Consider the following 23,227-nt stretch of genomic DNA (forward strand, 5'->3'; position numbering starts at 1 on the left):
GGTTGAATCCACAATCGAATGCAGTAAGCCGCAACCCGTGAATTGGATAGCTGTTGCCGGTACAGCTGAAGTGCATGCTGGTATGGGCAAACCCAAGGCGTCACAGCCTTGGGTTTTTTGCATTGGGCTGGCAATTTGTCCAATTGCAAGACGAAGTGGTACGTCCATAGGTCGGGCCTCGGGACTCCCGGTGCGTTGGCAGGCAACTATCTAAGCATGCCCATGCCGTTTGATTGCCGTAGGAAAGGCAGCCGAGCATCGAAGGGATAGGCAGGGAAGATTTATTCTGCGATGGAATTAATTTTGTGCAGTGTTTGATTTACTGATTGATTGAAGTCGGCACCAGAAAAGCAAAGGAGTCAGCCGCTTTGTCTCAAGAGAAGAGTATTTTGATTAGCTTTTACTCTTCCAAATCGTAGATTTTGGCCAATTTGTTCCCAGTGTTCCCAGGAAAAACGGTTGTTCCCAAAGTGATTTTGGGAACACTTTTGTTAAATGGTGACAACAACTTAGATTGAATTTTTTGGCTTGTTCCCAGTGTTCCCAAGATTTTTGGTCATATCCCCAAAGACATGCACGCGGCATGTTGTGCAACTGATTCCTTTATGGAATGTTTGTCGCTGCTTTCCCGTCTTGCGAGGGAGCGAGGTCGTCGGCAAGTAGGGCGGGTCCTTCCCCGGTCCCCCTGGTGCGGGTAATTCGAGCCGCGTTGTCGGACTGTTGCGTGGCTTCTCTAAGGGGGTTAAGTGAAGATCAGATGCTCAGGGCTGGGTTAGCGCAAAGCGGGGTACCAAAACCAAGGTGGGGGTACAAAGTGGGGTACAGACGAAAAATGGATCCTGAAGAATCTTTATTTCATGCGGGTTCTAAGAGATGGTTCAATTGACGCCAGCCCGGTCTTGATGGCCATCGCTTTGCATTGCTGGACTGCATCATCAGATGGCTGCTTGTCGCCTGTGTTTTGTGCCATTTGGGCAACGCGCTCGTGCGTCTGTTTTCTTCTTGTCGTTTTCCGGGTTGGACGCCTGAAACGCGTCAGCCTTTGTGGTCTGGCATGGAGTCGGCTCTTGGTCGCAGAGCATTTGCTTTCAGGTCGCGCGGCTTATATCTGCGCGTAGCCAAAATGTCATTTATATGAAATCAATGGACTCACTATCAATTGAAAAAGATGTATAGTAAAAAAATAATGCATTGAAACAAATTGTAATATATGATTGAAGGGGATTGTTTGTAGGTTGGCAACATCTACTTGGTTTAAAAGCATGGAGTAATTTAAATTGGTAGATGTGGAAAATAAAGAGCAGGCTCACTATAGAGAAGTGGAGTGGCTGGGAAAGAAGTTTCCGAAGAGTGATCGGGCCATAAAAATCAGACTGCTTCTGCAGTTGAATACTCTGGTATGTACCTCTCTCGGAATTTTCTGGACTATATGCTATTCGTTTTTCTCAAGAATTGATCTGGCTTTAATTTTTGTAGCTTTGTTTTTTGTCGGTGTCTGTTCTTATTTTTCGGCCAAGAAATTCAGCTATCAATATCTTGCAGGTATAGCGCATGCACTGCTGTTGATCGTGATCGCCATCTCTTTGATTGACAGTCCTATCGAAGATGTTCCGCGCTCTGCCCATGTGTACTTTTTGCCGCTGGCAATTGGGGTGGTATTTGTCTTTAATCAGAAAGACAAATATATGGGGATCATCTTCCCAAGATTATGTTTGATTCTCTTCGCAATCTTCGGCGTCGGACTCATGGATATGGATGTGTCCAGTATTTCTCCTCCTGAGAATATCCGATGGATTGGCTGCATCAGCAACTATCTGTTTTCCACGCTGGTTCTGGCCTGTATACTGAAAATATATATAACCAATTTGAATGAAAAGGTCGACTTGGCATTCAGTCTGGCGCAAGCTGTTTCCAAGAATGAAATAGTGGTTCACTATCAGGTTCAAGTGGATAAATATGGCAAGCCTTTGGGGGCAGAGGCTCTTGTTAGATGGATGCATCGAGAGCGTGGTCTTTTATCTCCGGACAAATTTATTCCACTGGCAGAAGAGAGTTTTGTGATCAGAGATATTGGGCTGGAAGTTCTGCGTCAGTCCTGTCATCTGCTGAGAGAGTGGTCTGAAGATCCCTTGCTGCAGAATAAGTACATTGCGGTCAATGTGAGTCCGGTGCAACTCATTGATGATGATTTTGTGTCTGATGTCATCAAGGTTGTACAGGCGGCGGGAGTCGATCCAGGCTTGATAGAACTTGAGCTGACAGAGTCAGCTTTGAGCATGGATGCTGAAAAAGCAAGTTTGAAAATTCAGCAGTTGAGAGACTTTGGTATCCGATGGGCTCTCGATGATTTTGGCTCTGGGTTCTCATCGCTCGCCATACTGAAGTCTTTGCCGGTCCAGAAAATCAAGATCGACAGGCAGTTCATCAAGGATGCCAAGTCAAGCGAGTCCTCGAAGAACCTGCTTAAAAAGATCCTGGAGATTTCCGAGCTGATGGGGATGGAGGCTATCGTCGAGGGGGTTGAAGATCACAGCCAGCACACCATGCTCGTTGATCTGGGATATTCGCAATTTCAGGGCTATCTCTTCGGACGCCCCAATCCGGCCTCAGACTTGACAGATTCCATCAGGTCGCGCGGAGGCTGATCGGCTGGGGCGAGCTTCTCCCCCCCAGTGCATCCATCAGATCGGGAATCAGGCGTGAAAGCTCGCCCGTGGCAATGCTCACCCCCGTCGTCCTGGCTGTTGCCATCCATCGCCGCATCCCGCAGTGCGATGTCCTTGATCTGGCAGCCTTCGGCAAGCACGAAGCTCACCCGCTCCTCCCTGGTCCATGGCGAGTCTGGTGGGGAGCTTGCCGTGCTTGATGTGTTGGCGGACTTCGTCAATACCCAAGGGGTGGCGGGCGTAGCGCACGACAGCCTAGGATTCGTCGCAGGCTTTCAGCTTTGCCTCGCGGTCGGCAGTGAAGACTGTGGGTGGCTCCTGGGTGATCAGCCAATGTGCCATGGCCACCTGTGGGCTGGCCTGCGTATCCTCCAACGTCACCGCAAGCCGGGCAGGCCTTCAACCAGCAGCGTGGCGATCTCATCGGCGCGGCTTTGGGCACTTGTGTCCACGACCTGAGTACACGGACCTGCAGGTCGACCCATACCCACATACCGTCTTGCTTGGTGAAGGCCATAGGCAGCAGGTCCAGCTTGGCCTCGTCCTTGAGTTCGCGGCGCTCTTTCTTGCCGGGCTGCGGCCTTCGTTTTTTCAATGTGCTCAGCCTTCTCATTGACCTTGCGATTGAGTACGCTGGCCGGCAACACCTTGGTCTCTGTCTTGAAGCGCACCGCATCAGCCACTGTCCGTCCAAGGATTCGATCAGAGGGCCGTACTGCTCACCGCGCGGCGGTGCCCAACTGGCGGAGTGCTTCTGTGTGGTGCCACATTCGTCAAAGATGGCATCCTCTAGCGCCTGCGGGCCGCCTTGCTAGCGATCGGCAACGCGGTAAATGCTCATGTTTTTAAACATCGCTGCTCCTGAATGAGTCCGCCGTTGGTGGGCGTTCTTCGAGTTGATGAACTCTTACAGGCGAACATCGCCTTACATAGATGCTTCCTGAGAGGGATAGGCTGTTGGCAGCAACACTTGTAGAAAGGGCTGCCATGAAAGAGCTATTTGCACTGGCTGCGGTCGCCTTGATGCTGGCTGGATGCGCGACTCAGGCGCCTGTGAACGGTCAGGGCGCGAAGCCGGGCCCCCACCAGAAGGAGAGGAATGCAGATCAGGATCTTCGAAACAACGAAATCCCGCAGCCAGGCCGCTCAAGCGACTTTGACAATGATTGGGGCAGAGAGAAGGCTCCAGATCGCGGCAATGAGGGCCATGAAAATCAAGGCAGCTTGTGGCCATGGCCAGGTTCGGGATTGAGCGGCGGAGCTACCTACCCGGGCGGACATGGTTGGGGCTATTAGGGTAAAGGCATGGGTGCATCTCGGGCGCAGTGATCTTGCTGTGCAGCCCCCGGCATGCTGCCGGGCATCCTTGCGCGCCTGCAGATCACCTTGCCAAGTGTTGAGAATGCGCATAACTGATTAAGCGTCTTGAGCGCGGTGGCCAATCCCCGCTGATGTGACTATGGTTTTCCACTAAAAATTGAAATAATTCGACCGGTTAGGCTCAAGAGAATGACTTGATTGCTATCAAAATGAGATAGCTAAATTGCGTTTTTAATAATCGAAGCAGGCCATGAAATTCAGAGCTATTGCAGTTGGTATAGCGGCAATTTGCACTACTTCATTTGCTTTGGAGTGCTTTGGGCAGAGCTCAAATGCTGTTGCCAGTGAGGTCAACAAAGCCGCTTCAGAGTCTTTGAGGATTTATCGAGGTCATGGCATGGCGGGGCTGAAGGGGACGGTGTCGGAGTGCTGGCGACAGCCGCGTGATTTCTGTCTTTATCTGGACGTGGCTTCGCAGCGGATTGCTGCCAATGCGAACCGCAGCGGCACGGCTGTTGACAAGTATTTCTACACGTCGGCCTCGTTGGAGCGGGCACATGCCTGGCTCTCGCTGAGTGCCCGAAGCCCCACAGCCAATGTCCAATATCTGCAGGCGGTAGAACAAGTCATGGATAGCCTGCTGCGTACCCAGCAAGAAAAAATGACTTTCAGGGTTCAGTAGTTTCTGGTCGGTGCCTATTTCAGGCCAGCCAGGGTTTCCGTTCAGTACTTCAGCATGGCAGCCCTGACTAGTGCTACTCCAAAAATAACCGGCTGAATGAAAATTCGGTGTATTTCTTGCTGCACTGCAATAATTCAAGACGCCGCCAGGCCCAAAATTGACCACAGATAGCAACTTGAGTGAGTGGAGATGCTGTTTGTGTATCATGTCATGAAAATAAAAGCCTTTGCGTGCCTGCTGACATCCATCTATTTGGTCACCCTGTCTGGCGGAGTACTGGCAAAGGAAGCCAGCTCCATTGCCAGCGATGTGAGGAAGGCCGTGTCTGACTCGCTGCAGGTCTACAAGCAGGGCGGCGTATCAGGTTTGACTAGCGCGGTGTCCGACTGCTGGAGAGCGCCGCGTGACTTCTGTCTTTACCTGGACTTTGCGTCGCATCGTATTGCTGTGGGCGCGACGTATACAGGCACTGCGCTGGACGAGTACTTCTACGCTGCATCCGTGTCGCAGCGAGGACGAACCTGGCTCGCACCCAACGGCCGCGGGCAACTGGCGAATGACCAGTACTTGTATGCGGTGGATCAGGTGATGACCCGCACCCTGCTCGCCCATCGGGACAGGATGTTCAAAGGCAGCCCCTGAGCGGTTCAAGCATACGAACTGGGTAGGCAAATCGGCGGTTCAACAAGAACTTACAAGCCGGGGGCGCAGCGGGACTAGCCTGAGAGACTTCACTTTCTCAAGGGGTTGTCATGAAAGCGCTACTTCTGATTACGGCAGTTGCCAGCATGCTGGCCGGGTGTTCGATGATGCCAGGGCGTGATTCGGGCTCGATGCCAGCCCAGGGCGCCAGCCAGCCCATGGGCTCCATGAGCATGGGGGCAGACAGTGATCGCTGGATGTACGGCCGAAACATGCAACCATGGACTGGCGGGGATGGCCCGTTCTTCGTGCGCAGCAATATGTAGTGGAAGCGCAGGCAGCGCCATGGTCATATGTGCGTTTCTGTCAGGCATTGCACGGTCCTGTCGTCCAGCCACTGGGCATGTATGCCCGGGCACACGAACTCGTTGCGCATTGCCTTGACGGGAAAGGACGGTTCATCCGCCTGGGCCCAAGGGTTGGTCAGCCAGGCCAGTCCCATGAAGAGGGCGACGATGAGAGTCAGGCCTTCAAGAATAGTTTTCATGAGTGGCTCCGTAGCGCTGCGCGAGCAGCGATTAACCTTGCGGCGGTCACGTCTACATCTGCCATGCACCGGGCGTGAGTGCCATCACCACGGCCGCAGCGATCAGGCATAAAAACCAAACAGGGTCAGCAGCCACTGTAGAGCGATCAGTAGCCTTGTCCCCAAGCGCCGGTGCGTGCAGGAAGGAGCAGGGCCGCTAGTCGCAGCGCAAGAGCCAGGGTGTGGATGCACGGCCATTTAACAAGGCTTTCTTCTCGCGCAGGCGTTGCACGAGGTCTTCATCAACGGGTCGGTGGTCGGTACGGGTAGACATGGGATTTCGTGTAGGCAAAGCAAAAGAGCCCGCGAGCGAATGCTGCGGGCTGATATCAAGACCGTTACTGATGGCAGGTATAGGGGAATATTTGTTTACAGGCCGGTCTGACTATGAGTTTTAGACTGGTGGCAACAACCAACTAGGAGTTGCCATGAAGAAACTGTCTGCTCTGGCTGCTGTGCTGGCCGTTGCTGCATCATTGGGTGGATGCATCGTTGCTCCGCACGATGGGTACTACGGTCACGGCCACGGAGGCCGTTACGACAACGATCGTGGGGGGCGTTATGAATACGAGCAGGGTCGCTGGGATAACGACCGAGACCAGAGACCTTACAGGCCCGACAGACGCCCTGATGACCGCTGGCGCTCGCAGTACTGAACTGTGGCCAGTACCGCTGAATAAAAGGCCCGACCAGCGGGGTGAACTCACGGTTCAGTGAGGCAGGAGTGCGGCGATGGCGCTACGGTTCACCAGACGAGAGGCCGGCTACAGGTTTGCGCACTTGGGTTAGGAAAGGGGCTGCGCCATCTGGTGTGACCGCTTTCGCCACGACGCACAGCGCGCACCGTGCTTCTAATCGACGGCAGCGCAGGCCCATTCCTGGGCTGTAGTACCTGCTTGAGTAGGTCACACCGGATAGCCCCGCTACTTTTCCGGAGTGGTCATGACGGGCACCTGTGGCCGGTGCGATTGCCCTCTTGCAGTTTTCCAGCCAGGCCCTTGCAGGCCTGGTTTTTAGTAACCGAGGAGCCGACCCCTGGCACCCCATCAAGAAAAAGAGCGAACCACCCGGCTTGCGGTTTGTCGGTGGCGGTATCTAGGGCTACGTAACTCCACGCCCGGTTTAGTTTTTCAGCGCCAAGCTCTTTCTTGAGGCCCCGCTAAAGCCCTGCGAGGGAGGGCATATACGTGCCACATGTTGGCTAAATGCTCACATTTTTGAATCTCCATTATGCAGTGGCGACATGTCGGTCAGCGGGGTGCTCGGCCCAATCGAGAGTCTGATCCTGGCCATCGCTATCGCGCAGTGGGCCATGATCTTGAGGAGGGCGCCGTTGTTCTCGGGATTCTCAAAGTCGTTGACCGCGATGGCCAGATAACCAAGACGACAGCTAATGACATCTCTTGATAAGCTGTTTATTTCAAGCGGAAGCTGCTGCGAGCAAGGCTCTGGTTTGAACAGCGGCCGCCAGCTCAGGCTGGCACAGAGGTGACCTTTGGATGCCCGTCATTGCTCGACACTTGTGGCTGCACTTCATGAAAGCCACTCCGTATGTACATACAGCCGCTTTTTTCCATTGCTGAGGTCAGCGAGTTGCAGCAGGTCATGCATGACTACCCGCTCGCAACAGTGATTGCGGAAGGTGCCGGCGAAGTGGAAATCAATCTGCTGCCGCTGCTGTGGGTTAAGGGGAGTTTGTTCGGACGGCTCGCAGGGCATGTGAGCCGCAGTCATCACTTGTTTTTAAAGGGCCCCAGCATCAGGACAGTGACCGCCATCTTCCAGAGCCCGAATGCCTATATCTCGCCCAAGTGGTACATCAACGGGCAGCGAAGCGGACGAAATGCCCCAAGCTGGAACTACGTGGCGGTTCAAGCACAAGGCCACATCCGATTTGTCGATGATGCTGTGTGGATGCGTGAGCACCTGAATGCCTTAACCCATTCCCAAGAGGCGTCGCGAAAAGAGCCATGGTCACCCACTCAAGCTGATCCTGAGTTCTTGGAGTCTGTGGCGGCGCGTCTCATCGGTTTCGAGGTGGATATAGAAAACCTGCGTGGCAAGCGATTCTTGTCCCAGCAGCGCACGGCCGCAGATCGGGAGAGTCTGGTTCAGCATCTGGCCCAGGACCCCGGGCCTGGAGCGTTCGCCTTGTCCCTGCTGATCAAACCCTAGCGAGTTCAGACAAACCGCAGAGCTCTGATCCAAGACGCTCTGGTCAGCGCCCCTGATGTCGCTCAGGAACAGGCGCCGATTGCTCGGTGGGCGTTGTTGCTCTTGGCCTCCCGGAATGTCTCGCCGCCGTTTGGAACCCAGCGGATGGATTTCGCGTTGCCTTCGAGGTTTCTGTTGCCGGTCTTATCCGGGGGCAAAGCAGAACTGACTTGAGCAAACGACGATCTTTTGTATCCGCTACCACCTGCGGTGCCTGTGTTTACCCAGCCGTGCCGCGGCATGAGCCGGGGTGCAGGCCCGATCTCCTGGCACTCATCAGAGCGGTTTTCCGCGATGGATGAGGTATGGAAATGCGAGTCTTATGTTGTCAAGAAAAACGAGCTAACGAACTATTTTTACTAGCCTGAAGAGTGGCGTGCTGCAAAAGCCCGCACTGGCCGAGCTGTTGGCACTTGAACCCCGGGCGGGAGCGGCGCACTATTGAGGCATCACGCGCTTCAAGGAGAGCGGCGATGTCTACCCTCATGATGCAGATGGTTGGTCTGTGGATCCTGGCCGTACTGGCGGCCTGGGTGATCAATGAAATCCGAGACGACTGGTGGGCGTAAAAAAGCCCGCTAGATGCGGGGCTGAAACTTACAGATAGTTTATGGCTGACCGGAGCAGCTGCAGCGTACCTCCATAGGCGGCTGCTTATCGTGTTTGGCCGTGAGATAAGCTCGACTACCCTAAAGCCAGACCGAGAGACATGGGACTAGAGTACAAGATCAAATTTTCTGTGCCAAGCAGCTACGACCCCGCAGCCTTGCTACGAAAGCTGCCAAACGCAGTAAATAGAGAGTTGATGTGCGACGCGTACGGCTTCGCTGTAGATCCGGACGGATTCTATTTCATTGATCACTTGGTGGATCGCACCGTAGCGGCGGTGGCGCTGCAAAGCTTGCTTGATGAGGCTCTGAGATTCACGGATTCGATTGAACTGACTCAGTTGTAGTCCTTGTGTCGCTTTCTGCTGCGCAGATGCGGTTGCTCATTACATGGTCACAGGCTTGGGACGCCTAGAATTTGGCGATGAAAAGCAAGGCTCCTACTCCTCAAATTAGACCTGCGTCCGTCTCCGATGTGGATGCTATGTTCAGAGTCAGAGCCGCTGTCGGGGAGAACACCATGATCGCAGAGGAACTGTCTGCCATCGGTGTCACGCCAGACTCCATTTCGCAGGCAGTTCTTGGTGCTCCTTGTTCTTGGGTTGCCGCTGTCAATGATGAGGTCGTCGGCTTCGCCATGGTGGACTTGGACAGCGCGTGCCTGTTTGCGCTATTTGTACTGCCCGAGCATGAAGGATGCGGAATCGGAACGGCTCTCACCCATGCTTGTGAGCAAGCCATATTTCAGCAACATGCATCAGCCTGGCTTGAGACGGCCAAAGAAAGCCGGGCTGCGCGTCTCTATCGTTACCTCGGATGGGGCGATGAAGTCGATATTGGGAGCGGCGATATACGGCTGAAAAAGCGGCGCGCATAACTGCTGGAGGTTCGGAGCAGGGGGGGGCTTGCGGCCAGAATCGCTGCAGAGCTTGAGACTTCAGACTCAAGAGGCCCCATTTGCGGCCTGCCGGGAAGTGCTAGCTTTTTGTTTCAGCCACATCCCAAACTCTTTCTTTACGGTGACTACGGGTTTCAAGCGCTAGCCATCGAGCGTCAGCTCGTAATCGACCTGAACGGGAGCACTGGGCCACACCGTTCTTTTGACCAGGCCTGACTCTTCGAGAGCGCGCAGGTCCAAGGCACGAACTGGAGCTGGACTTCACACCCATCGAGGTGGACTACAAAACGCATGTGACCGAGGATGGGCGCAGCTTCCTGGACCTCAATCCTTTGGGTTATGCGCCATTTCTGGAACTTAAAGATGGCAGCTTGCTGCGTGAAGGCCCGGTCATACTGCAGTACCTTGCAGAACTCAGCCCCCACTTGAAGCTAGCTCCGGCATATGGGTTCATGGAGCACTATTGGCGTCAAGAATGGCTCAATTTTTTTACTTCTGAAATCCACAAGGGATTCATACGCATGTTGCACGCCTACTGCTTCATCGCGCAATGAGGGTCAAGGTTGATGCGTGCCTCGACTCCGAGCGCGATGTTGCTGCTGACGCATTTTCAAGGAGTGCTGGCTTTCTGCGTCGACCCGGGTCCACATCTGAAGGAACGCGTCCAGCACGGGTTTCGATAGTTCCTTGTCTTTGATATAGGCAAGTTCGCGTTGCCGATATAGCTCCAGAACAGCGCGCAGCGTTTTGGGATCGGGGTGTGTGCTGATGAGGGCCCCCATGACTGTAAAGAACGCGGCCTGCATGCCCAGCGTGAATTCGCGCAATTGTTCTAGCTTCTGGATCTGGTGTGGCATGGCAGCCTTGTCTGGTGATGGTTGTGTGGGAGCAGCCATCGTAGACTGGTGCAGGGTGGCCATCTTTGCCCGATCCTGTCAGCATGTCAGATGCTGCTTTCCACTTGACTTTAGTCACTGGGGGCTGCGTCGGGGGCCGCTATCACCACCGCCCTCGGTGTCCATCGGAATGCGGCGGGCGCGCCGGCAGATGCGCGGAGGGAGTCGTCATCATCACACCCCCGATCAGCTGCGAGATCGCGGAGTTGACGGGCAACCTTGCCGCCTGGCGTGCCGGCCCACGTACGGTGGGATGAGCTGCGCCAGATCGAGCACTCCGGACAGTTGCTGATTCTGACCGTGCGCCGCAACGTGTGTGGCTGAGCCTGTATCAGGACCTGAATATGGGCGAGCCGGTGGCCTGTGACGACATGCTGTTTATGGAGCAGGGCGCGCGCTGCGGAATGGTGGTGCACCTGTGGAGCTATGCCGAGCGGGTACTGGCGCAGCTGGGGCGCGTGCAGATGAGCTGTCATTAGCGCAAGGCCAACAATGCCGGCCGCCTGGCGTGGTTCGTGGGCGGACGGATCACCCACACAGGTTTCTCGAAGCGGATTGGCTGCAGCCAGGAGCGGGCGCAGTGCACGGGGAAGGGCTGAGCAATGGGAAAGAGTGCCAAGGTCGACCCCAGTGGGCAAAATGCAGCCGCGCTGATGCAAGCGCGGCAGTCCAAGGAACAATTGGAATGGGCGAAGCAGATTTACGGCGAGATGGCCGATGAACGCGCAACGGCCACGGCGGTTGCCGACCAGGTATCCCGTTCGCAACTGGAAGCCCAGAACCTGCAGAACAAGGTGAGTGTGTTGTATGTAGTTGCTGAGAAGCTGCCGGAGCGATTCACTTGCCCGTAGGTGTTTGATGAGGCGGCGCCAGTTTGGCCAATGATGGGGATAGACGAGATTTCGGATTTGCCTTTGTCGATGCTGTAGTTCATCAGTACCGCGTATTTGGCATTCGACAGGTTTGTCTCAGGCAGCCCAGCTTTGGTCAATCCAGAAGCCGGGGCCTTTGCATAAGTCCTGTATTCCAGATCAGCTTTCTGTTCCGGGCAGGGAACCATGGCGAAGGTTGAGCCTTTGACCGCATCGCGCTCATGAAACGCGGACACCTGTGAGCGAACCGTGCTGCCGCACCCTGCAAGAACGATGCACGCGCCGGGAATGGCAGCGATCTGAAAAGCTATCTCTCGTCCCTCCTATGTGAAGGAACGTAGCAGAGCATTTACCACCTACTTTGGCTTGCAGGGGAAGACATCCTGCAATGCCACCGCGACCAGCCGGTTGGCATGCTTGTGCCTAAGCTGCGGCTGAGCGTAAAGCACCATAGGAATGATGTCCAAGATTTGGTCGCGTGTGACGTCATCTGGTATGCAGATGATTTTGGACGACACCAGTGTCTCGGCAACTCCTAAAACATACCCGCGAGCAATATTGGCTTGTTGGCTGCCCGGCGCGATACCCGCTTGAGATTGTTTTGCTTCAGAGAGCCATTGATGCAGTTCATCCCCTGTGATCTGCTGTGCATGCAAATGTGGGCCACAGAGTAATGCGACTAGTAGAGCGGCGGTTCCTTGAAAAGCTGTCATCTCTTTTATTTCTCCGATGCGAAGGAATGTTGCAAAGGGGCCGGTAGCTGATGTGATCCCCTGTTGCCGAGGCGGCGAAGAAATAGCCGCTACTGGCTTGTCAGACTGAGGTAGCGCTGCTCTGGTCTGACAGAGTCATTGGTGGTGCATTGGCCTGATAGCGTGTACTCGACGACTCGGCCGTCTTTGATGGAGAAGAGGTTGTGGCAGACAAGCTTGTCGTTATCGACGCAGCCACCAAAGAAGGTCGTGCCGCTGCAGTACGCGCCCCGTTGGGTGTTGACGTAGTCGCGCACTTCAATGTCAGGTGCTGAGGTGCGTGTGGTCATGGGCATGGAGGAGAAGGCCGGATGGGTGTCGAGCGCTTGTACCGGCATCCCTTGCCAGCTATCGAGATCGGCTTGTCGAACCACGGGCTCGATCGCGCAGCCGGCGAGAACTGCAGCGGCCAGGCCTGCCACCGCAAACTGAAAAGCGCTCATCTGTCCCAGTCCTCCTCTGCGAAGGAATGTAGCAGAGCGACTCTAACGCGAACCCCCTCCGGAGAGGGGTAGCTGCGCGCGATGAAGTCAGTACGATGCCTGCTCACACTTGAGGAGATGAATGCTCATGAAAGCAGCACTGATGGTTTTGGCCGCATCGATGTCGGCAGGCATGTTTTTTTCTGCACATGCGGATGATGCGAAAGCAGCCGTAGCTTCAGGAACGATCAACATGGCCGCGAGCATGAATGAGCTTGCTCTGGCTTGTGGGCACATGAGCGCCCGGGATGTGGAGGCTGGCCGTATCAAGCAGCGCGACGCGGCGATCAAGGATCTCGGCGTGACTCCCACCGGCTACGACAAGATGTATGTCGGTTACGCATCCGACTTCAAGAAGAAGTGGGGCACCTTGACTGCGGCAAAACAGAAAAGCACCTGTGACCAGATGAAGCGCTAGCGCGCCCTGACACCCTGTAACCAGGCCCGCCTCGGCGGGCTTTTTGCATGCTCTCATCTGTGGTGGAGGCGCACTCTCAATAGCCTTCGACCAGAGGCATTTCCGTCCCATCGACCGCAATCATCACACCCGTGGTGTTGGCATCGATTTCAATCGGAACGCCCCACAGCTCATTGGGCTTGCCAAAGGAGTTGACGATGTTGAACTGCCGCAACTCTTCCGGCGGCATTTTGATGAGCTTGGGATAGGCATTGTTATGGGCCTTCCAGTGTCTCAGGAAGGACTGGCAAACGCGCTTGTGGACGGTGTGGATCGGTGATTCATCGGTCATGGCACGATTGTCTCAGAGGAGGCGGCTGCGTCATGGCGTCTAGCTGGAGCTGGCCAATAATCGTCATCCACGGCTGCACTTAAGTGCGGCCTGATGCAGACGGCTTGTCTCAGACTCAGAGCTTTCCTCTACGCAGTTTTTCCAGCTCAGCTCTTTCCTTGGCTAGCTTGGCTTCACGATCTGCGATCTTGTCAGCTTTACCTGCTTCTCGTGCATCGTCGAGATCACGTTGCCGCTTCTCCACCTTTCTCTCTTGCTCGGCAATTCGTGCAGCATGCTCTTGCTCGAGTTTGGCGTCGCTGCAATGAGTCTGGTTTTCGCGCAGCGCCTTCTCCAGGCCACGCACACGGCTCACCTGGCCCTTGGCTTTGGCATATTCGATGTCGCGTGAGATTTCCGCCCGTTTGCTTTCGCAAGTGGCTTGCACGGATTGCGCCAGTGCAGCTTGGGCGGTCAAGGCGGAAACAGCGATTGCGATCAAAGTGACAGAAGTGCGCATAGGACTTCATTTCGATAAGTTGGGCTGCCCATGATGCCTCAAGGCATACAGATTCATACGAGCATGCATATAACAGCTCCTGCTCGGCCCTTTGGAGATTGAGAAAGGCAGCCCCGGGTCGAGCTGATACGGTCACCTGACGGCCCCAAGCAGCCACTTGACGCGCATACGTAAAGCGGTCGTCCCGTAGCCCGATGTCAACCCCAATCGTGCATGGGAATAAGTCAATAATTCAACAGTTATTGAATTATTGATCTATGCAAGAAGATCAAGTAATTCGTTCCCTCTCCGCACTGGCCCATGAAGCACGTTTGCGCGTCTTTCGTGCGTTGGTAGTTGCTGGCCCAGAAGGTCTGACACCCAGCGCATTGGCTGGGCAGTTGGGCATTGCTCCCAATGCACTGTCATTTCATCTGAAGGAGTTGTTCCATGCTGAGCTCGTTAGTCAGGAGAGGCTGGGGCGCAATGTGCTCTATCGCGCTGCGTTCCCCGTCATGAATGGCCTGCTCGCCTATCTCACCGAGAACTGCTGCCAGGGCGCAGCATGCACCCCAGACGCTGCGGCTTTATGCCATTGCTGAAGCGGTTGTTGCGAGGAACAGTTCAATGTTGACGGCCATTCTGATTTTCATTTTCACCTTGACGCTGGTCATCTGGCAGCCGCGCGGCCTTGGCATTGGCTGGAGCGCCTCGATTGGAGCCGGTATCGCGCTGCTGCTGGGGGTTGTGCACATTGCTGATATTCCGGTGGTCTGGCATATCGTCTGGAATGCCACGGCGACCTTTGTTGCCGTCATCATCATCAGCCTTTTGCTCGATGAGGCCGGCTTCTTCGAATGGGCTGCATTGCACTTTGCCCGCTGGGGTGGCGGCAGCGGAGTCAAGCTGTTTGCTTTCATCGTGCTGCTGGGTGCCGCCGTTTCGGCCCTGTTTGCCAATGACGGAGCCGCCTTGATTCTCACGCCCGTCGTAATGGCCATGCTGCTGGCGCTGGGCTTCTCTGCGGCGGCAACGCTGGCGTTCGTAATGGCCGCCGGGTTTATTGCCGACACTGCGAGCCTGCCGCTAATCGTTTCCAACCTGGTGAATATCGTCTCCGCCGATTTTTTCAAGATCGGCTTCAATGACTACGCATCGGTGATGGTGCCGGTCAACATCGCCTCGGTCCTGGCCAGCCTCGGGGTGCTGCTGCTGTTTTTTCGGCGCGATATTCCTGCTACCTACGATGTGGCCCAGCTCAAACGCCCGTCGGCTGCGATCAAAGATCTGGCCACCTTCCAGGCTGGCTGGGTAGTGCTGGTCTTGCTGCTGGTCGGCTTCTTCGCACTGGAGCCTCGGGGAGTGCCCGTCAGTGCCGTGGCTGCAGTGGGGGCGGCGATCTTGCTGGCTGTGGCTGCGCATGGTCATGCCATCAGCACCAGGAAGGTGCTTCATGGTGCTCCGTGGCAGATCGTGGTGTTCTCGCTGGGGATGTACCTGGTGGTCTACGGGCTGCGCAACGCGGGCCTTACGGATTACATCGCCGTGTTGCTGAATCAATTTGCAACCGGCGGCGTGTGGACCGCATCGCTGGGCACAGGCGTGCTGTCTGCGGTGCTGTCTTCCATCATGAACAACATGCCCACGGTCCTGATTGGAGCCTTGTCGATCGATGCATCCGCGGCCAGCGGAACAGTCAAGGAGGCCATGGTCTACGCCAATGTGATTGGCTGCGATCTCGGCCCCAAGATCACGCCGATTGGCAGCCTGGCCACGCTCCTCTGGCTGCATGTACTCTCCAAGAAGGGCACAACCATCGGCTGGGGCTACTACCTCAAAGTCGGTGCGGTGCTGACCATACCCGTGCTGCTCATCACACTTGCAGCGCTGGCCTTGCGGCTCAGCGTGGCGTCCTGAGTCTTTGCAACGGAAATCTACGCCATGAGCGACATCACGATCTACCATAACCCTGCTTGCGGTACCTCTCGCAATGCTCTGGCCCTGATCCGCAACAGCGGTGAAGAGCCCACGGTCATTGAGTACCTCAAGACGCCACCTGATCGTGCCACGCTGGTGGGGCTGATCCAAGCCATGGGCATGCCCGTGCGCGATGTGTTGCGCCAAAAAGGTACGCCGTATGACGAGCTTGGTTTGGGCGAGCCCAAATGGACGGACGAGCAATTGATTGACTTCATGCTCCAGCACCCCATCCTGATCAATCGTCCGATAGTGGTCACCCCTTTGGGAACCCGCTTGTGCCGCCCCTCCGAGGTTGTGTTGGACATCCTGCCGAAGCCGCAACAGGCTGCATTCTCCAAAGAAGACGGTGAGGCCGTCATTGACCTGAAAGGAAATCGAATTGGCAAGCTCTGATCTACCGAACCTCGACCAACAAGTGTTTGAAAAGCCTAGCCTGGAAGGCCTGTTGCCTGCACAGCGTGCGACGCACGCGCCGCGCATTCTGCTGTTGTATGGTTCGGTTCGTGATCGCTCCTATAGTCGGCTGTTGACCGAAGAGGCGGCGCGCCTGCTGCGGAAGATGGGGGCAGAGATCAGGATCTTCGATCCGCGTGGCCTGCCGCAACCCGATGGAGCCCCTGACGATCACCCGAAGGTCAAGGAACTGCGTGAGCTGGCTGTATGGGCTGAGGGCATGGTCTGGACGTCTCCTGAGCGTCATGGTGCGATGAGCAGCATCCTCAAAGCGCAGATAGACTGGATTCCCTTGTCCGCTGGTGCCGTGCGACCGACGCAAGGCAAGACATTGGCGGTGATGCAAGTCTCGGGTGGGTCGCAGTCCTTCAATGCGGTCAACCAGATGCGTGTGCTGGGTCGCTGGATGCGCATGATCACCATCCCCAATCAGTCATCCGTTGCCAAGGCATTTGCCGAGTTCGATGAGGGCGGTCGGATGAAGCCTTCTTCATACTACGAGCGAGTGGTGGATGTGATGGAAGAACTGGTCAAGTTCACTCTGCTGACGCGAGACTGTTCGGACTACCTGGTGGATCGCTATAGCGAGCGCCGTGAAAGTGCTGAAGAGCTGTCCAAACGGGTCAACCAGCGAAGCATATGAGCGACACCGGCGTATAGACAAAAGGCCCTGGGTTTTTCAACCCAAGGCCTTGTATCGTTTGGTCGGAGCGGCGGGATTCGAACTCGCGACCCTCTGCTCCCAAAGCAGATGCGCTACCAGGCTGCGCTACGCTCCGAAGGGTGTTAATGTAGCGCTAAATTGGGTTCGGAAATCCGAAATTCCTATTTCAATATGATGCAAGATGCACTTTCGACGGTGTCTTGCGTTGCATCACATGCCGCTTGTTGCGCTGATGCTGTGTCGGATGGTGTCTGTCGCTGCGGCAGAAATAGCACCAATTTCGCACCGACGCCTTGTAAGCCGCTTAGAATGAGAGACTAACGCGGGTTCAATTCCCGACAGCCATTTTCAACAACCCAGCTTTGCTGGGTTGTTTCAGTCAAACTGCCCGTAGCTCAGTTGGATAGAGCAACAGCCTTCTAAGCTGTGGGTCACAGGTTCGATCCCTGTCGGGCAGGCCACATGAACAAAAATCCATTCATGCAATTGCATGAATGGATTTTTTGTTTCTGTATCAGCGGTTTGCCACAGAGTGTTTTGACAGCTCTGCGAGCCTGGCTTAGGTTTTTATTCCATTTCTTCTTCAAAAACGACCGACGGTGCGGCGACGACACGTGCAATGTCTGTGGGGGCCGTAATCAGGCTTTTGCTTACATAGCTGAAGGGTGTGTCGGGCTCCAGGGCTGCAGTCGCCAAATGGGCTTTTGCCTGGTTGAGAGTGATGTAGTAGCTGCCCATAGGCGCTTCAATGGCGCCGCGCGTCAGCACGGGGGTGTTGCTGCCGGAGCGAGACGGAGTGTAGTTTTCTGCAAGCATCTGGCCAGATTCCGCAATCTGCATGACTTGCACTCCCTGCAGGCGTAAACGGTCGACGGCTCGCCCGGAGTCAGCCGACAGCCAGTAGCCACATGGGCGAGGACGGCTTTGTTCGGGCTTGATGCTCAACGACGAGTTCCAGTCCACGCGAGCCTCAATTTCCTGACCTGAGTCGGCCCGTAGCATGTGGATGGTGCGCTGCTCGGGCGTTTGCCTAGCCTGGATAGTCAGGGTGTTGCGGCAAGCGAGAGCGGAAATGTCGCGGGAGACGAAAGACTCGACCTGCTTCAGATTTTTCGATTTCTCGGCCGTTGCACGCAGTGCAGCCGTTGCCGCAGTGACCAGACTGTGCACGCGACGCTGAATGTGCAGGCGGTCCAGATCGGAGCCGCGGCTGGCGATGAGCAGGGCAACAGAATTTTTCAGGCTGCTGGTGTTGGCGAGGGTGTCCGCAGTCAAGTCGGCCATGGACAGCGACTTGTCCTCAGGCTGAGCGCTGGGCTGAAAAAACCATTCATTGCTGAGCTCTGCCTGCTTGAGCGCGTTACGTACAGGCAGGCTGAACCACTCTCGTGCAGCCTTGTTGACGAACTCGTGTGCATTGGCCGTGGCAGCGGGTTGCAGCAGCACATCGTAGCGCTGCACAGCTTGAAATTTCTGCAGCAGCGTGCCTGCCGCAGCGAATTCACGCAAGTCAATCACAGCAGCCGGGCGGTAGTTGCGGGTCAGGCGAGCGAGGGCCTGTGCTTCCGGAGTGCTGAGCAGCAGATGATCGTGAACAAGGTCTGTGCCGTCTGCTGTAACGTGGCTGGCCGAGCCTGCCGCATCAGGGTTGGCTCGGGGCAAGATGATGATGTTGATCTGTTGCAGCAATGGCGCCAGCAGGCCGCCCTGGCCTAGTTCGCGTGTGACGACCAACAAGGCTTCTGTGCTGGCAGGTTCGTCGCCACGTTGGCCGCCGACCAGCAGAACAGTGGGTTTGCCATTGCTGTTGATGGCTGTTGCCTGCGTGCTTTGGCCCTGTGTGGCAATAAGGGCTTGAATCGGCAGCCCTCGTTGAGAGGTGCCGATGGTGACAGTGGACAGCTGGGAGCCGTTGCCAGCTTTGCTGCTCACAGATTGCAGCCATGCAGAAATTTCTGTCTGTGTGCTGAACTGCTGTCGTCCGTTGCCCAGACCCGGTGTGTCATAAAGAGTGGTGGGGTCGGTGAAGCGAGATTCGATGGCAGGGTTATAGGGCAGTGATGCGAGCGGTGGCGCAGGGGGAACCGGTTGGCTGACCGTTGAGGGAGGCGTAGGGGCACTGGCCGTTGGGGCGTTCGTCGTTGGTGCCGGGCCTGACATGCCAGTCCAGGGCTGCAGCTGCACATTGGCACAGGCCGTCAACAGCACTGCCGAGCCCACTGTCGTCAGCTTGAGCATGCTTTGAGTCCAGACGGACTGCGTGCGCTTGGCATGAGAGAAAACAGGCTTGGTTAGAAATGTCATAAGTTCAACGCAGATAAAAAGAACATGCCAAGAGCGAAAGCCCAAGCTTCGCACATCTGGAGCCCATATTAGGTCGGCTGGCTTGCGATCGGCTGTCAGCGGGCAGCGATGCTGCAGCTGGAAAAAACAGAAGGGCTGCAATATTGGAGATTGCAGCCCTTCGGGACGGTGGGTTGAAGGCGATTTCACACCTTCAGCCATGGATGCCGTGGATTAACGGCTGTAACCGCCGCCAAAGCCTCCACGATTTCCACCGCGATTGCCGCCTCCACCGAAGCCACCGCGACCGCCGCCAAAGCCGCCACGACGACCACGGTCAGCCATGCTGTCCACGCTGGTGCGCATGGGATCGGGCTGGCCACCGGCATTGCTGCCGCGCGCGCCGTTGTGGCGGGCATGGCCTTGCTGCGTGCCCAGGTGCGCATCGGCGCGGGGGGGCTGGTCGTCGTAGCGGTTGCCGCGTTCGCGATCACCGAACTGGCGGGCGCCGCCGCGCTTGGGAGCTCGCTGCTGATCGTTGTTGCTCTGGGGGCGTGGAGCGCGGTCGCTCGGGCCGAAGGAATTGTTGCGCTCAGTGCCGCGATCGGAGTTGCGTTCGACCGCTTGCTGGCCCTGGCCGCGCTGGTTGTTGACGCGGTTGTTGCTACGGGGCTTGTGCTGGCGTGGGGGGCGTTGCTGTGCTTCACCTTCTGCTTCGCCTTGCTGGGCATCTGCAGCAGTAGGGCGACGGCCACCGCGGCCACCGGTGGGCGCCTTGTTGGAGCGGATGCGCTCCATCATTTCCTGGCGGGCCGCCTTGGCAGCTGCCTGCATCACATCGCGGCTGGGAGGCTTGCCTGCGCCACCCCACAGGGTTTGGCGGCCCATGGCGATGGGCTCGGCGATTTCACCTTCTTCAGGGCCAAAGCCTTCGATGGGCTGAACCGGAATCTCTTGCTTGGTAAAGCGCTCGATATCCATCATGAAGCCTTCTTCGTCCATGCAGACCAGGCTGACTGCATTGCCTTCGCGGCCTGCGCGGCCTGTGCGGCCGATACGGTGCACATAGTCTTCCGAGATATTGGGGATCTCGTAGTTGACCACGTTGGGCAGTTCGTCAATGTCGATGCCGCGGGCTGCAATATCTGTAGCCACAAGCGCTCGCAACTCACCCGTTTTGAAGCCTTCCAAGGCTTGGGTGCGGGCACTTTGGCTCTTGTTGCCGTGCAAAGCCATGGCGGAGACGCCGTTCTTGGTCAGGTACTCGGCCACATTGTTGGCGCCAAACTTGGTGCGGGTGAAGACCAGCACCTGGCTCCAGTTGTTTTCCTGAATGATGTGCAGCAGTACCTGCTTTTTCTTGCCGCGACCCACGGGGTGGATCACCTGCTTGATGCGCTGCACGGTGGTGTTGCGCGGCGTGACCTGGATGGACTGGGGGTTGCGCAGCAGTCCGTTGGCCAGCTCACGGATTTCATCGCTGAAGGTGGCCGAGAACAGCAGGCTTTGCTTGTCCTTGGGCACCAGCGCCAGCACCTTCTTGACGTCATGGATGAAGCCCATGTCGAGCATGCGGTCGGCTTCGTCCAGGATCAGCATTTCGACTGTGGACAGGTCCATAAAGCCCTGTCCGGCCAGGTCCAGCAGACGGCCAGGCGTGGCGACCAGAACGTCCACACCTTTTTCGATGCGGGCAATCTGCGGCTTCATGCCCACGCCGCCAAAAATCACGGTCGAGGTGATGTCCAGATACTTGGCATAGCCGCGCAGGTTTTCTTCCACCTGGGCTGCCAGTTCGCGAGTAGGGGTCAGCACCAGGGTGCGAATGCCCTTGCCGCCAAACTTGTTCTTGGGCGCAGTGCCGCTTGCCAGGCGCTGCAGCATGGGCAGCGTGAAGGCGGCTGTCTTGCCAGTACCGGTCTGGGCGCCGGCCAGCAGATCGTGCCCTGCGAGAACCAGAGGGATGGCCTGTGCCTGAATGGGGGTCGGGTTTTCATAACCCTGTTCTTGCACGGCCTTCAGAATAGCTGGGGCCAGATTCAGTTCTTCAAATGTCATTGTGATCAATTGCGCCAATCCTGGGCGCGGGGTATCAGCCTGTCATGGCACCCGTGGGGTGCCTGGCCAGTTGTAGGCAGATAAGTTTGCGTGTGTTGGGAGCTTGGAAACGCTTCCTTTGTCCCCAGCTGAAGTGCTGCTGCAGCAGGCAACTGGACGCCTGTTGCGAGGGGTATTGTCGCATGCACCGATAATCATGGTTTGATTGCCGTGTAAAGCGGCACACTTTTTTGCATAAATCCAAGTAACTCAAAGCATTTCGGACATGGCTCAATACGTTTTTTCGATGAACCACCTGACCAAGACTGTGCCGCCCAAGCGCCAGATCTTGAAGGATATTTCACTGAGTTTCTTCCCGGGCGCGAAGATCGGCGTGCTGGGCCTGAACGGCTCTGGCAAGTCGTCGCTGCTGAAGATCATGGCCGGCGTGGACAAGGAATTCGAAGGCGAAGCCATCCCCATGGCCGGTCTGTCCATCGGTTATCTGCCCCAGGAGCCCCAGCTGAACCCCGAGCACACCGTGCGCCAGGCCGTGGAAGAAGCAATGGCAGCGGTGAACAACGCCAAGGCCCGCCTGGAAGAGGTGTACGCCGCATACGCCGAAGAAGACGCTGACTTTGACGCACTGGCCGCCGAGCAGGGCGAGTTGGAAGCCATCATTGCTGCCGCTGGCACCGACTCCGAGCACCAGCTGGAAATCGCTGCCGATGCGCTGCGTCTGCCCGCCTGGGATGCCATCGTGGGCCAGCTCTCCGGTGGTGAAAAGCGTCGCGTTGCGCTGTGCAAGCTGCTGCTGTCCAAGCCCGACATGCTGCTGCTGGATGAGCCGACCAACCACTTGGACGCCGAATCCGTAGACTGGCTGGAGCAGTTTCTGCATCGCTTCTCCGGCACCGTGGTGGCCATTACCCACGACCGCTACTTCCTCGATAACGCCGCCGAGTGGATTCTGGAACTGGACCGTGGACACGGCATTCCCTACAAGGGTAACTACTCCGACTGGCTGATCCAGAAGGGCAACCGCCTGGAAGCCGAGCAAAAGGGCGAAGAAGCCCGTGCCAAGGCCCTGAAGAAGGAACTGGAGTGGGTACGCCAGAACGCCAAGGGGCGTCAGGCCAAGTCCAAGGCCCGTATTGCGCGCTTCGAAGAGTTGAGCGATTACGAATACCAGCAGCGCAACGAAACACAGGAAATTTTCATTCCTGTGGCCGAGCGTCTGGGCTCCAAGGTCATCGAGTTCACCAATGTCTCCAAGTCCTTTGGTGACCGCATGCTGATCGACAACCTGTCGATGAATGTTCCTGCAGGTGCCATCGTCGGCATCATCGGCCCCAACGGCGCGGGTAAATCGACGTTATTCAAGCTGATTGCGGGCAAGGAGCAGCCCGATTCCGGCACGGTGGACATAGGCCAGACTGTGAAGATGGCCTTTGTGGATCAGCATCGCGACGAACTGTCCAACGAGAAGACCGTCTGGGAAGACATTTCCGGCGGTCTTGACATGATCAACGTCGGCAAGTTCACCATGGCTTCCCGTGCTTATGCCGGTCGCTTCAACTTCAACGGCCAGGACCAGCAAAAGAAGGTCGGCAACCTCTCCGGTGGTGAGCGCGGCCGTCTGCATCTGGCAAAGACCTTGATTCAGGGCGGCAACGTGCTGCTGCTGGACGAGCCCTCCAATGACCTGGACGTGGAAACCCTGCGTGCGCTGGAAGATGCGCTGCTGGAATATGCCGGTACCGTGATGGTCATCTCGCATGACCGTTGGTTCCTGGACCGTATTGCCACGCATATCCTGGCCGCTGAAGGCGACTCGCAATGGGTTTTCTTTGATGGTAACTATCAGGAATACGAGGCTGATAAGAAGAAGCGACTGGGCGAAGAAGGCGCTGCACCCAAGCGTGTTCGTTACAAGGCGTTGAAGTAAGCGACAAAATGATTCCA

At 56.4% G+C, this 23,227-nt stretch carries 23 protein-coding genes, 2 tRNA genes and 2 pseudogenes; 16 read left to right on the forward strand and 11 right to left on the reverse strand.

Annotated features, from left to right (window positions below):
- Nucleotides 1-1,286 precede the first annotated feature (1,286 nt).
- Complete coding sequence (locus DJFAAGMI_RS01495) at nt 1,287-2,645, forward strand: EAL domain-containing protein (protein WP_349305223.1); 1,359 nt, start codon at nt 1,287-1,289, stop codon at nt 2,643-2,645.
- Nucleotides 2,646-2,723: 78 nt separating this feature from the next.
- Here the strand turns inward: DJFAAGMI_RS01495 and rdgC are convergent.
- Nucleotides 2,724-3,349 (reverse strand): annotated as a pseudogene (gene rdgC, locus DJFAAGMI_RS01500) (recombination-associated protein RdgC).
- Nucleotides 3,350-4,236: 887 nt separating this feature from the next.
- Here rdgC and DJFAAGMI_RS01505 point away from each other — a divergent pair.
- The 3 genes from DJFAAGMI_RS01505 to DJFAAGMI_RS01515 all read left to right on the forward strand — a co-directional run bounded on the left by DJFAAGMI_RS01505 (nt 4,237) and on the right by DJFAAGMI_RS01515 (nt 5,636).
- The gene (locus tag DJFAAGMI_RS01505) at nt 4,237-4,668 is read left to right on the forward strand and encodes a hypothetical protein (RefSeq protein WP_249333686.1); all 432 of its coding nucleotides are present in this window, start codon (nt 4,237-4,239) and stop codon (nt 4,666-4,668) included.
- Between the two features lie 189 nt (nt 4,669-4,857).
- Nucleotides 4,858-5,310 carry a hypothetical protein gene (locus DJFAAGMI_RS01510; RefSeq protein WP_211455678.1) on the forward strand — a complete coding sequence of 151 codons (453 nt, stop codon included), beginning with the start codon at nt 4,858-4,860 and terminating at the stop codon, nt 5,308-5,310.
- A 110-nt stretch (nt 5,311-5,420) separates the two neighbouring features.
- A complete protein-coding gene (locus DJFAAGMI_RS01515; protein ID WP_211455679.1) occupies nt 5,421-5,636 on the forward strand; it encodes a hypothetical protein in 216 nt (71 codons plus the stop codon).
- A 23-nt stretch (nt 5,637-5,659) separates the two neighbouring features.
- Here the strand turns inward: DJFAAGMI_RS01515 and DJFAAGMI_RS01520 are convergent, their stop codons facing one another.
- The gene (locus DJFAAGMI_RS01520) at nt 5,660-5,857 is read right to left on the reverse strand and encodes a hypothetical protein (RefSeq protein WP_211455680.1); all 198 of its coding nucleotides are present in this window, start codon (nt 5,855-5,857) and stop codon (nt 5,660-5,662) included.
- A gap of 1,590 nt (nt 5,858-7,447) precedes the next feature.
- On the opposite strand from DJFAAGMI_RS01520, the gene DJFAAGMI_RS01525 reads away from it, so the two are divergent.
- A complete protein-coding gene (locus DJFAAGMI_RS01525) occupies nt 7,448-8,071 on the forward strand; it encodes an FMN-binding negative transcriptional regulator (protein WP_211455681.1) in 624 nt (207 codons plus the stop codon).
- 1,167 nt (nt 8,072-9,238) lie between these two features.
- Nucleotides 9,239-9,595, forward strand: coding sequence for a GNAT family N-acetyltransferase (locus tag DJFAAGMI_RS01530; protein WP_211455682.1), 357 nt, complete (start codon nt 9,239-9,241; stop codon nt 9,593-9,595).
- 66 nt (nt 9,596-9,661) lie between these two features.
- Here DJFAAGMI_RS01530 and DJFAAGMI_RS25170 read toward each other — a convergent pair.
- Nucleotides 9,662-9,856, reverse strand: a pseudogene (locus tag DJFAAGMI_RS25170) (winged helix-turn-helix transcriptional regulator); the annotation flags it as partial.
- A gap of 14 nt (nt 9,857-9,870) precedes the next feature.
- Between DJFAAGMI_RS25170 and DJFAAGMI_RS01540 the strand changes: the two are divergent.
- Nucleotides 9,871-10,170, forward strand: a complete 300-nt coding sequence (locus DJFAAGMI_RS01540; RefSeq protein ID WP_249333951.1) for a glutathione S-transferase N-terminal domain-containing protein — start codon at nt 9,871-9,873, stop codon at nt 10,168-10,170.
- A 3-nt stretch (nt 10,171-10,173) separates the two neighbouring features.
- Here DJFAAGMI_RS01540 and DJFAAGMI_RS01545 read toward each other — a convergent pair whose 3' ends face one another.
- Nucleotides 10,174-10,536, reverse strand: coding sequence for a hypothetical protein (locus DJFAAGMI_RS01545; protein WP_230630439.1), 363 nt, complete (start codon nt 10,534-10,536; stop codon nt 10,174-10,176).
- A 290-nt stretch (nt 10,537-10,826) separates the two neighbouring features.
- On the opposite strand from DJFAAGMI_RS01545, the gene DJFAAGMI_RS24965 reads away from it, so the two are divergent.
- Complete coding sequence (locus DJFAAGMI_RS24965; protein WP_155293605.1) at nt 10,827-10,991, forward strand: hypothetical protein; 165 nt, start codon at nt 10,827-10,829, stop codon at nt 10,989-10,991.
- Between the two features lie 123 nt (nt 10,992-11,114).
- Nucleotides 11,115-11,363 (forward strand): hypothetical protein, encoded by a 249-nt coding sequence (locus DJFAAGMI_RS01555; RefSeq protein WP_249333688.1) that lies wholly within the window; start codon nt 11,115-11,117, stop codon nt 11,361-11,363.
- 377 nt (nt 11,364-11,740) lie between these two features.
- Here the strand turns inward: DJFAAGMI_RS01555 and DJFAAGMI_RS01560 are convergent, their stop codons facing one another.
- Both DJFAAGMI_RS01560 and DJFAAGMI_RS01565 read right to left on the reverse strand, forming a co-directional pair.
- Complete coding sequence (locus tag DJFAAGMI_RS01560) at nt 11,741-12,097, reverse strand: Rap1a/Tai family immunity protein (protein WP_211455684.1); 357 nt, start codon at nt 12,095-12,097, stop codon at nt 11,741-11,743.
- A gap of 89 nt (nt 12,098-12,186) precedes the next feature.
- Nucleotides 12,187-12,579, reverse strand: a complete 393-nt coding sequence (locus DJFAAGMI_RS01565; RefSeq protein ID WP_211455685.1) for a hypothetical protein — start codon at nt 12,577-12,579, stop codon at nt 12,187-12,189.
- Nucleotides 12,580-12,706: 127 nt separating this feature from the next.
- Here DJFAAGMI_RS01565 and DJFAAGMI_RS01570 point away from each other — a divergent pair, with 127 nt between their 5' ends.
- Complete coding sequence (locus tag DJFAAGMI_RS01570) at nt 12,707-13,036, forward strand: hypothetical protein (RefSeq protein WP_211455686.1); 330 nt, start codon at nt 12,707-12,709, stop codon at nt 13,034-13,036.
- Nucleotides 13,037-13,112: 76 nt separating this feature from the next.
- On the opposite strand, the gene DJFAAGMI_RS01575 is transcribed toward DJFAAGMI_RS01570, so the two are convergent.
- Together DJFAAGMI_RS01575 and DJFAAGMI_RS01580 are read right to left on the reverse strand one after the other, a co-directional pair.
- On the reverse strand, nt 13,113-13,367 hold the full coding sequence (locus tag DJFAAGMI_RS01575) for a hypothetical protein (protein WP_043008969.1): 255 nt from the start codon (nt 13,365-13,367) through the stop codon (nt 13,113-13,115).
- Between the two features lie 115 nt (nt 13,368-13,482).
- The gene (locus DJFAAGMI_RS01580) at nt 13,483-13,866 is read right to left on the reverse strand and encodes a DUF1090 domain-containing protein (RefSeq protein WP_211455687.1); all 384 of its coding nucleotides are present in this window, start codon (nt 13,864-13,866) and stop codon (nt 13,483-13,485) included.
- Nucleotides 13,867-14,123: 257 nt separating this feature from the next.
- Here DJFAAGMI_RS01580 and DJFAAGMI_RS01585 point away from each other — a divergent pair, with 257 nt between their 5' ends.
- From DJFAAGMI_RS01585 to arsH, 4 genes are read left to right on the forward strand one after another with little or no spacing between them, the layout of a single operon-like run.
- The gene (locus DJFAAGMI_RS01585; RefSeq protein ID WP_211455688.1) at nt 14,124-14,447 is read left to right on the forward strand and encodes an ArsR/SmtB family transcription factor; all 324 of its coding nucleotides are present in this window, start codon (nt 14,124-14,126) and stop codon (nt 14,445-14,447) included.
- A gap of 25 nt (nt 14,448-14,472) precedes the next feature.
- Nucleotides 14,473-15,762: an arsenic transporter gene (locus DJFAAGMI_RS01590; RefSeq protein WP_211455689.1), complete on the forward strand. Its 1,290-nt coding sequence runs from the start codon at nt 14,473-14,475 to the stop codon at nt 15,760-15,762.
- Between the two features lie 24 nt (nt 15,763-15,786).
- Entirely contained in the window at nt 15,787-16,218 is a 432-nt protein-coding gene (gene arsC, locus DJFAAGMI_RS01595) for an arsenate reductase (glutaredoxin) (protein ID WP_211455690.1), read from the forward strand.
- A complete protein-coding gene (arsH, locus tag DJFAAGMI_RS01600; protein ID WP_211455691.1) occupies nt 16,205-16,921 on the forward strand; it encodes an arsenical resistance protein ArsH in 717 nt (238 codons plus the stop codon). The genes arsC and arsH overlap by 14 nt, the downstream gene beginning before the upstream one ends.
- Nucleotides 16,922-16,980: 59 nt before the next feature.
- Here the strand turns inward: arsH and DJFAAGMI_RS01605 are convergent.
- Nucleotides 16,981-17,057: transfer RNA gene (locus tag DJFAAGMI_RS01605), tRNA-Pro, on the reverse strand.
- A 269-nt stretch (nt 17,058-17,326) separates the two neighbouring features.
- Here DJFAAGMI_RS01605 and DJFAAGMI_RS01610 point away from each other — a divergent pair.
- Nucleotides 17,327-17,403 (forward strand) — tRNA-Arg (locus DJFAAGMI_RS01610).
- A 106-nt stretch (nt 17,404-17,509) separates the two neighbouring features.
- Here the strand turns inward: DJFAAGMI_RS01610 and DJFAAGMI_RS01615 are convergent.
- Complete coding sequence (locus tag DJFAAGMI_RS01615; protein WP_249333690.1) at nt 17,510-19,447, reverse strand: M14 family zinc carboxypeptidase; 1,938 nt, start codon at nt 19,445-19,447, stop codon at nt 17,510-17,512.
- A gap of 12 nt (nt 19,448-19,459) precedes the next feature.
- Nucleotides 19,460-21,283, reverse strand: a complete 1,824-nt coding sequence (locus DJFAAGMI_RS01620) for a DEAD/DEAH box helicase (protein ID WP_211455692.1) — start codon at nt 21,281-21,283, stop codon at nt 19,460-19,462.
- A 265-nt stretch (nt 21,284-21,548) separates the two neighbouring features.
- On the opposite strand from DJFAAGMI_RS01620, the gene ettA reads away from it, so the two are divergent.
- A complete protein-coding gene (gene ettA / locus DJFAAGMI_RS01625; RefSeq protein WP_019043963.1) occupies nt 21,549-23,210 on the forward strand; it encodes an energy-dependent translational throttle protein EttA in 1,662 nt (553 codons plus the stop codon).
- Nucleotides 23,211-23,227 lie beyond the last annotated feature (17 nt).

It is taken from the genome of Comamonas brasiliensis (genome assembly GCF_018292285.1).
Taxonomy (GTDB): domain Bacteria; phylum Pseudomonadota; class Gammaproteobacteria; order Burkholderiales; family Burkholderiaceae_C; genus Comamonas; species Comamonas brasiliensis.

Coding starts and splice junctions, on each gene's coding strand:
- DJFAAGMI_RS01505 (WP_249333686.1), top strand. CDS start 4,237: ATGAAATTCAGAGCTATTGCAGTTGGTATAGCGGCAATTTGCACTACT.
- DJFAAGMI_RS01510 (WP_211455678.1), top strand. CDS start 4,858: ATGCTGTTTGTGTATCATGTCATGAAAATAAAAGCCTTTGCGTGCCTG.
- DJFAAGMI_RS01515 (WP_211455679.1), top strand. CDS start 5,421: ATGAAAGCGCTACTTCTGATTACGGCAGTTGCCAGCATGCTGGCCGGG.
- DJFAAGMI_RS01520 (WP_211455680.1), bottom strand. CDS start 5,857: ATGAAAACTATTCTTGAAGGCCTGACTCTCATCGTCGCCCTCTTCATG.
- DJFAAGMI_RS01525 (WP_211455681.1), top strand. CDS start 7,448: ATGTACATACAGCCGCTTTTTTCCATTGCTGAGGTCAGCGAGTTGCAG.
- DJFAAGMI_RS01530 (WP_211455682.1), top strand. CDS start 9,239: ATGATCGCAGAGGAACTGTCTGCCATCGGTGTCACGCCAGACTCCATT.
- DJFAAGMI_RS01545 (WP_230630439.1), bottom strand. CDS start 10,536: ATGGCCACCCTGCACCAGTCTACGATGGCTGCTCCCACACAACCATCA.
- DJFAAGMI_RS01555 (WP_249333688.1), top strand. CDS start 11,115: ATGGGAAAGAGTGCCAAGGTCGACCCCAGTGGGCAAAATGCAGCCGCG.
- DJFAAGMI_RS01560 (WP_211455684.1), bottom strand. CDS start 12,097: ATGACAGCTTTTCAAGGAACCGCCGCTCTACTAGTCGCATTACTCTGT.
- DJFAAGMI_RS01565 (WP_211455685.1), bottom strand. CDS start 12,579: ATGAGCGCTTTTCAGTTTGCGGTGGCAGGCCTGGCCGCTGCAGTTCTC.
- DJFAAGMI_RS01570 (WP_211455686.1), top strand. CDS start 12,707: ATGAAAGCAGCACTGATGGTTTTGGCCGCATCGATGTCGGCAGGCATG.
- DJFAAGMI_RS01575 (WP_043008969.1), bottom strand. CDS start 13,367: ATGACCGATGAATCACCGATCCACACCGTCCACAAGCGCGTTTGCCAG.
- DJFAAGMI_RS01580 (WP_211455687.1), bottom strand. CDS start 13,866: ATGCGCACTTCTGTCACTTTGATCGCAATCGCTGTTTCCGCCTTGACC.
- DJFAAGMI_RS01585 (WP_211455688.1), top strand. CDS start 14,124: ATGCAAGAAGATCAAGTAATTCGTTCCCTCTCCGCACTGGCCCATGAA.
- DJFAAGMI_RS01590 (WP_211455689.1), top strand. CDS start 14,473: ATGTTGACGGCCATTCTGATTTTCATTTTCACCTTGACGCTGGTCATC.
- arsC (WP_211455690.1), top strand. CDS start 15,787: ATGAGCGACATCACGATCTACCATAACCCTGCTTGCGGTACCTCTCGC.
- DJFAAGMI_RS01615 (WP_249333690.1), bottom strand. CDS start 19,447: ATGGCTGAAGGTGTGAAATCGCCTTCAACCCACCGTCCCGAAGGGCTG.
- DJFAAGMI_RS01620 (WP_211455692.1), bottom strand. CDS start 21,283: ATGACATTTGAAGAACTGAATCTGGCCCCAGCTATTCTGAAGGCCGTG.
- ettA (WP_019043963.1), top strand. CDS start 21,549: ATGGCTCAATACGTTTTTTCGATGAACCACCTGACCAAGACTGTGCCG.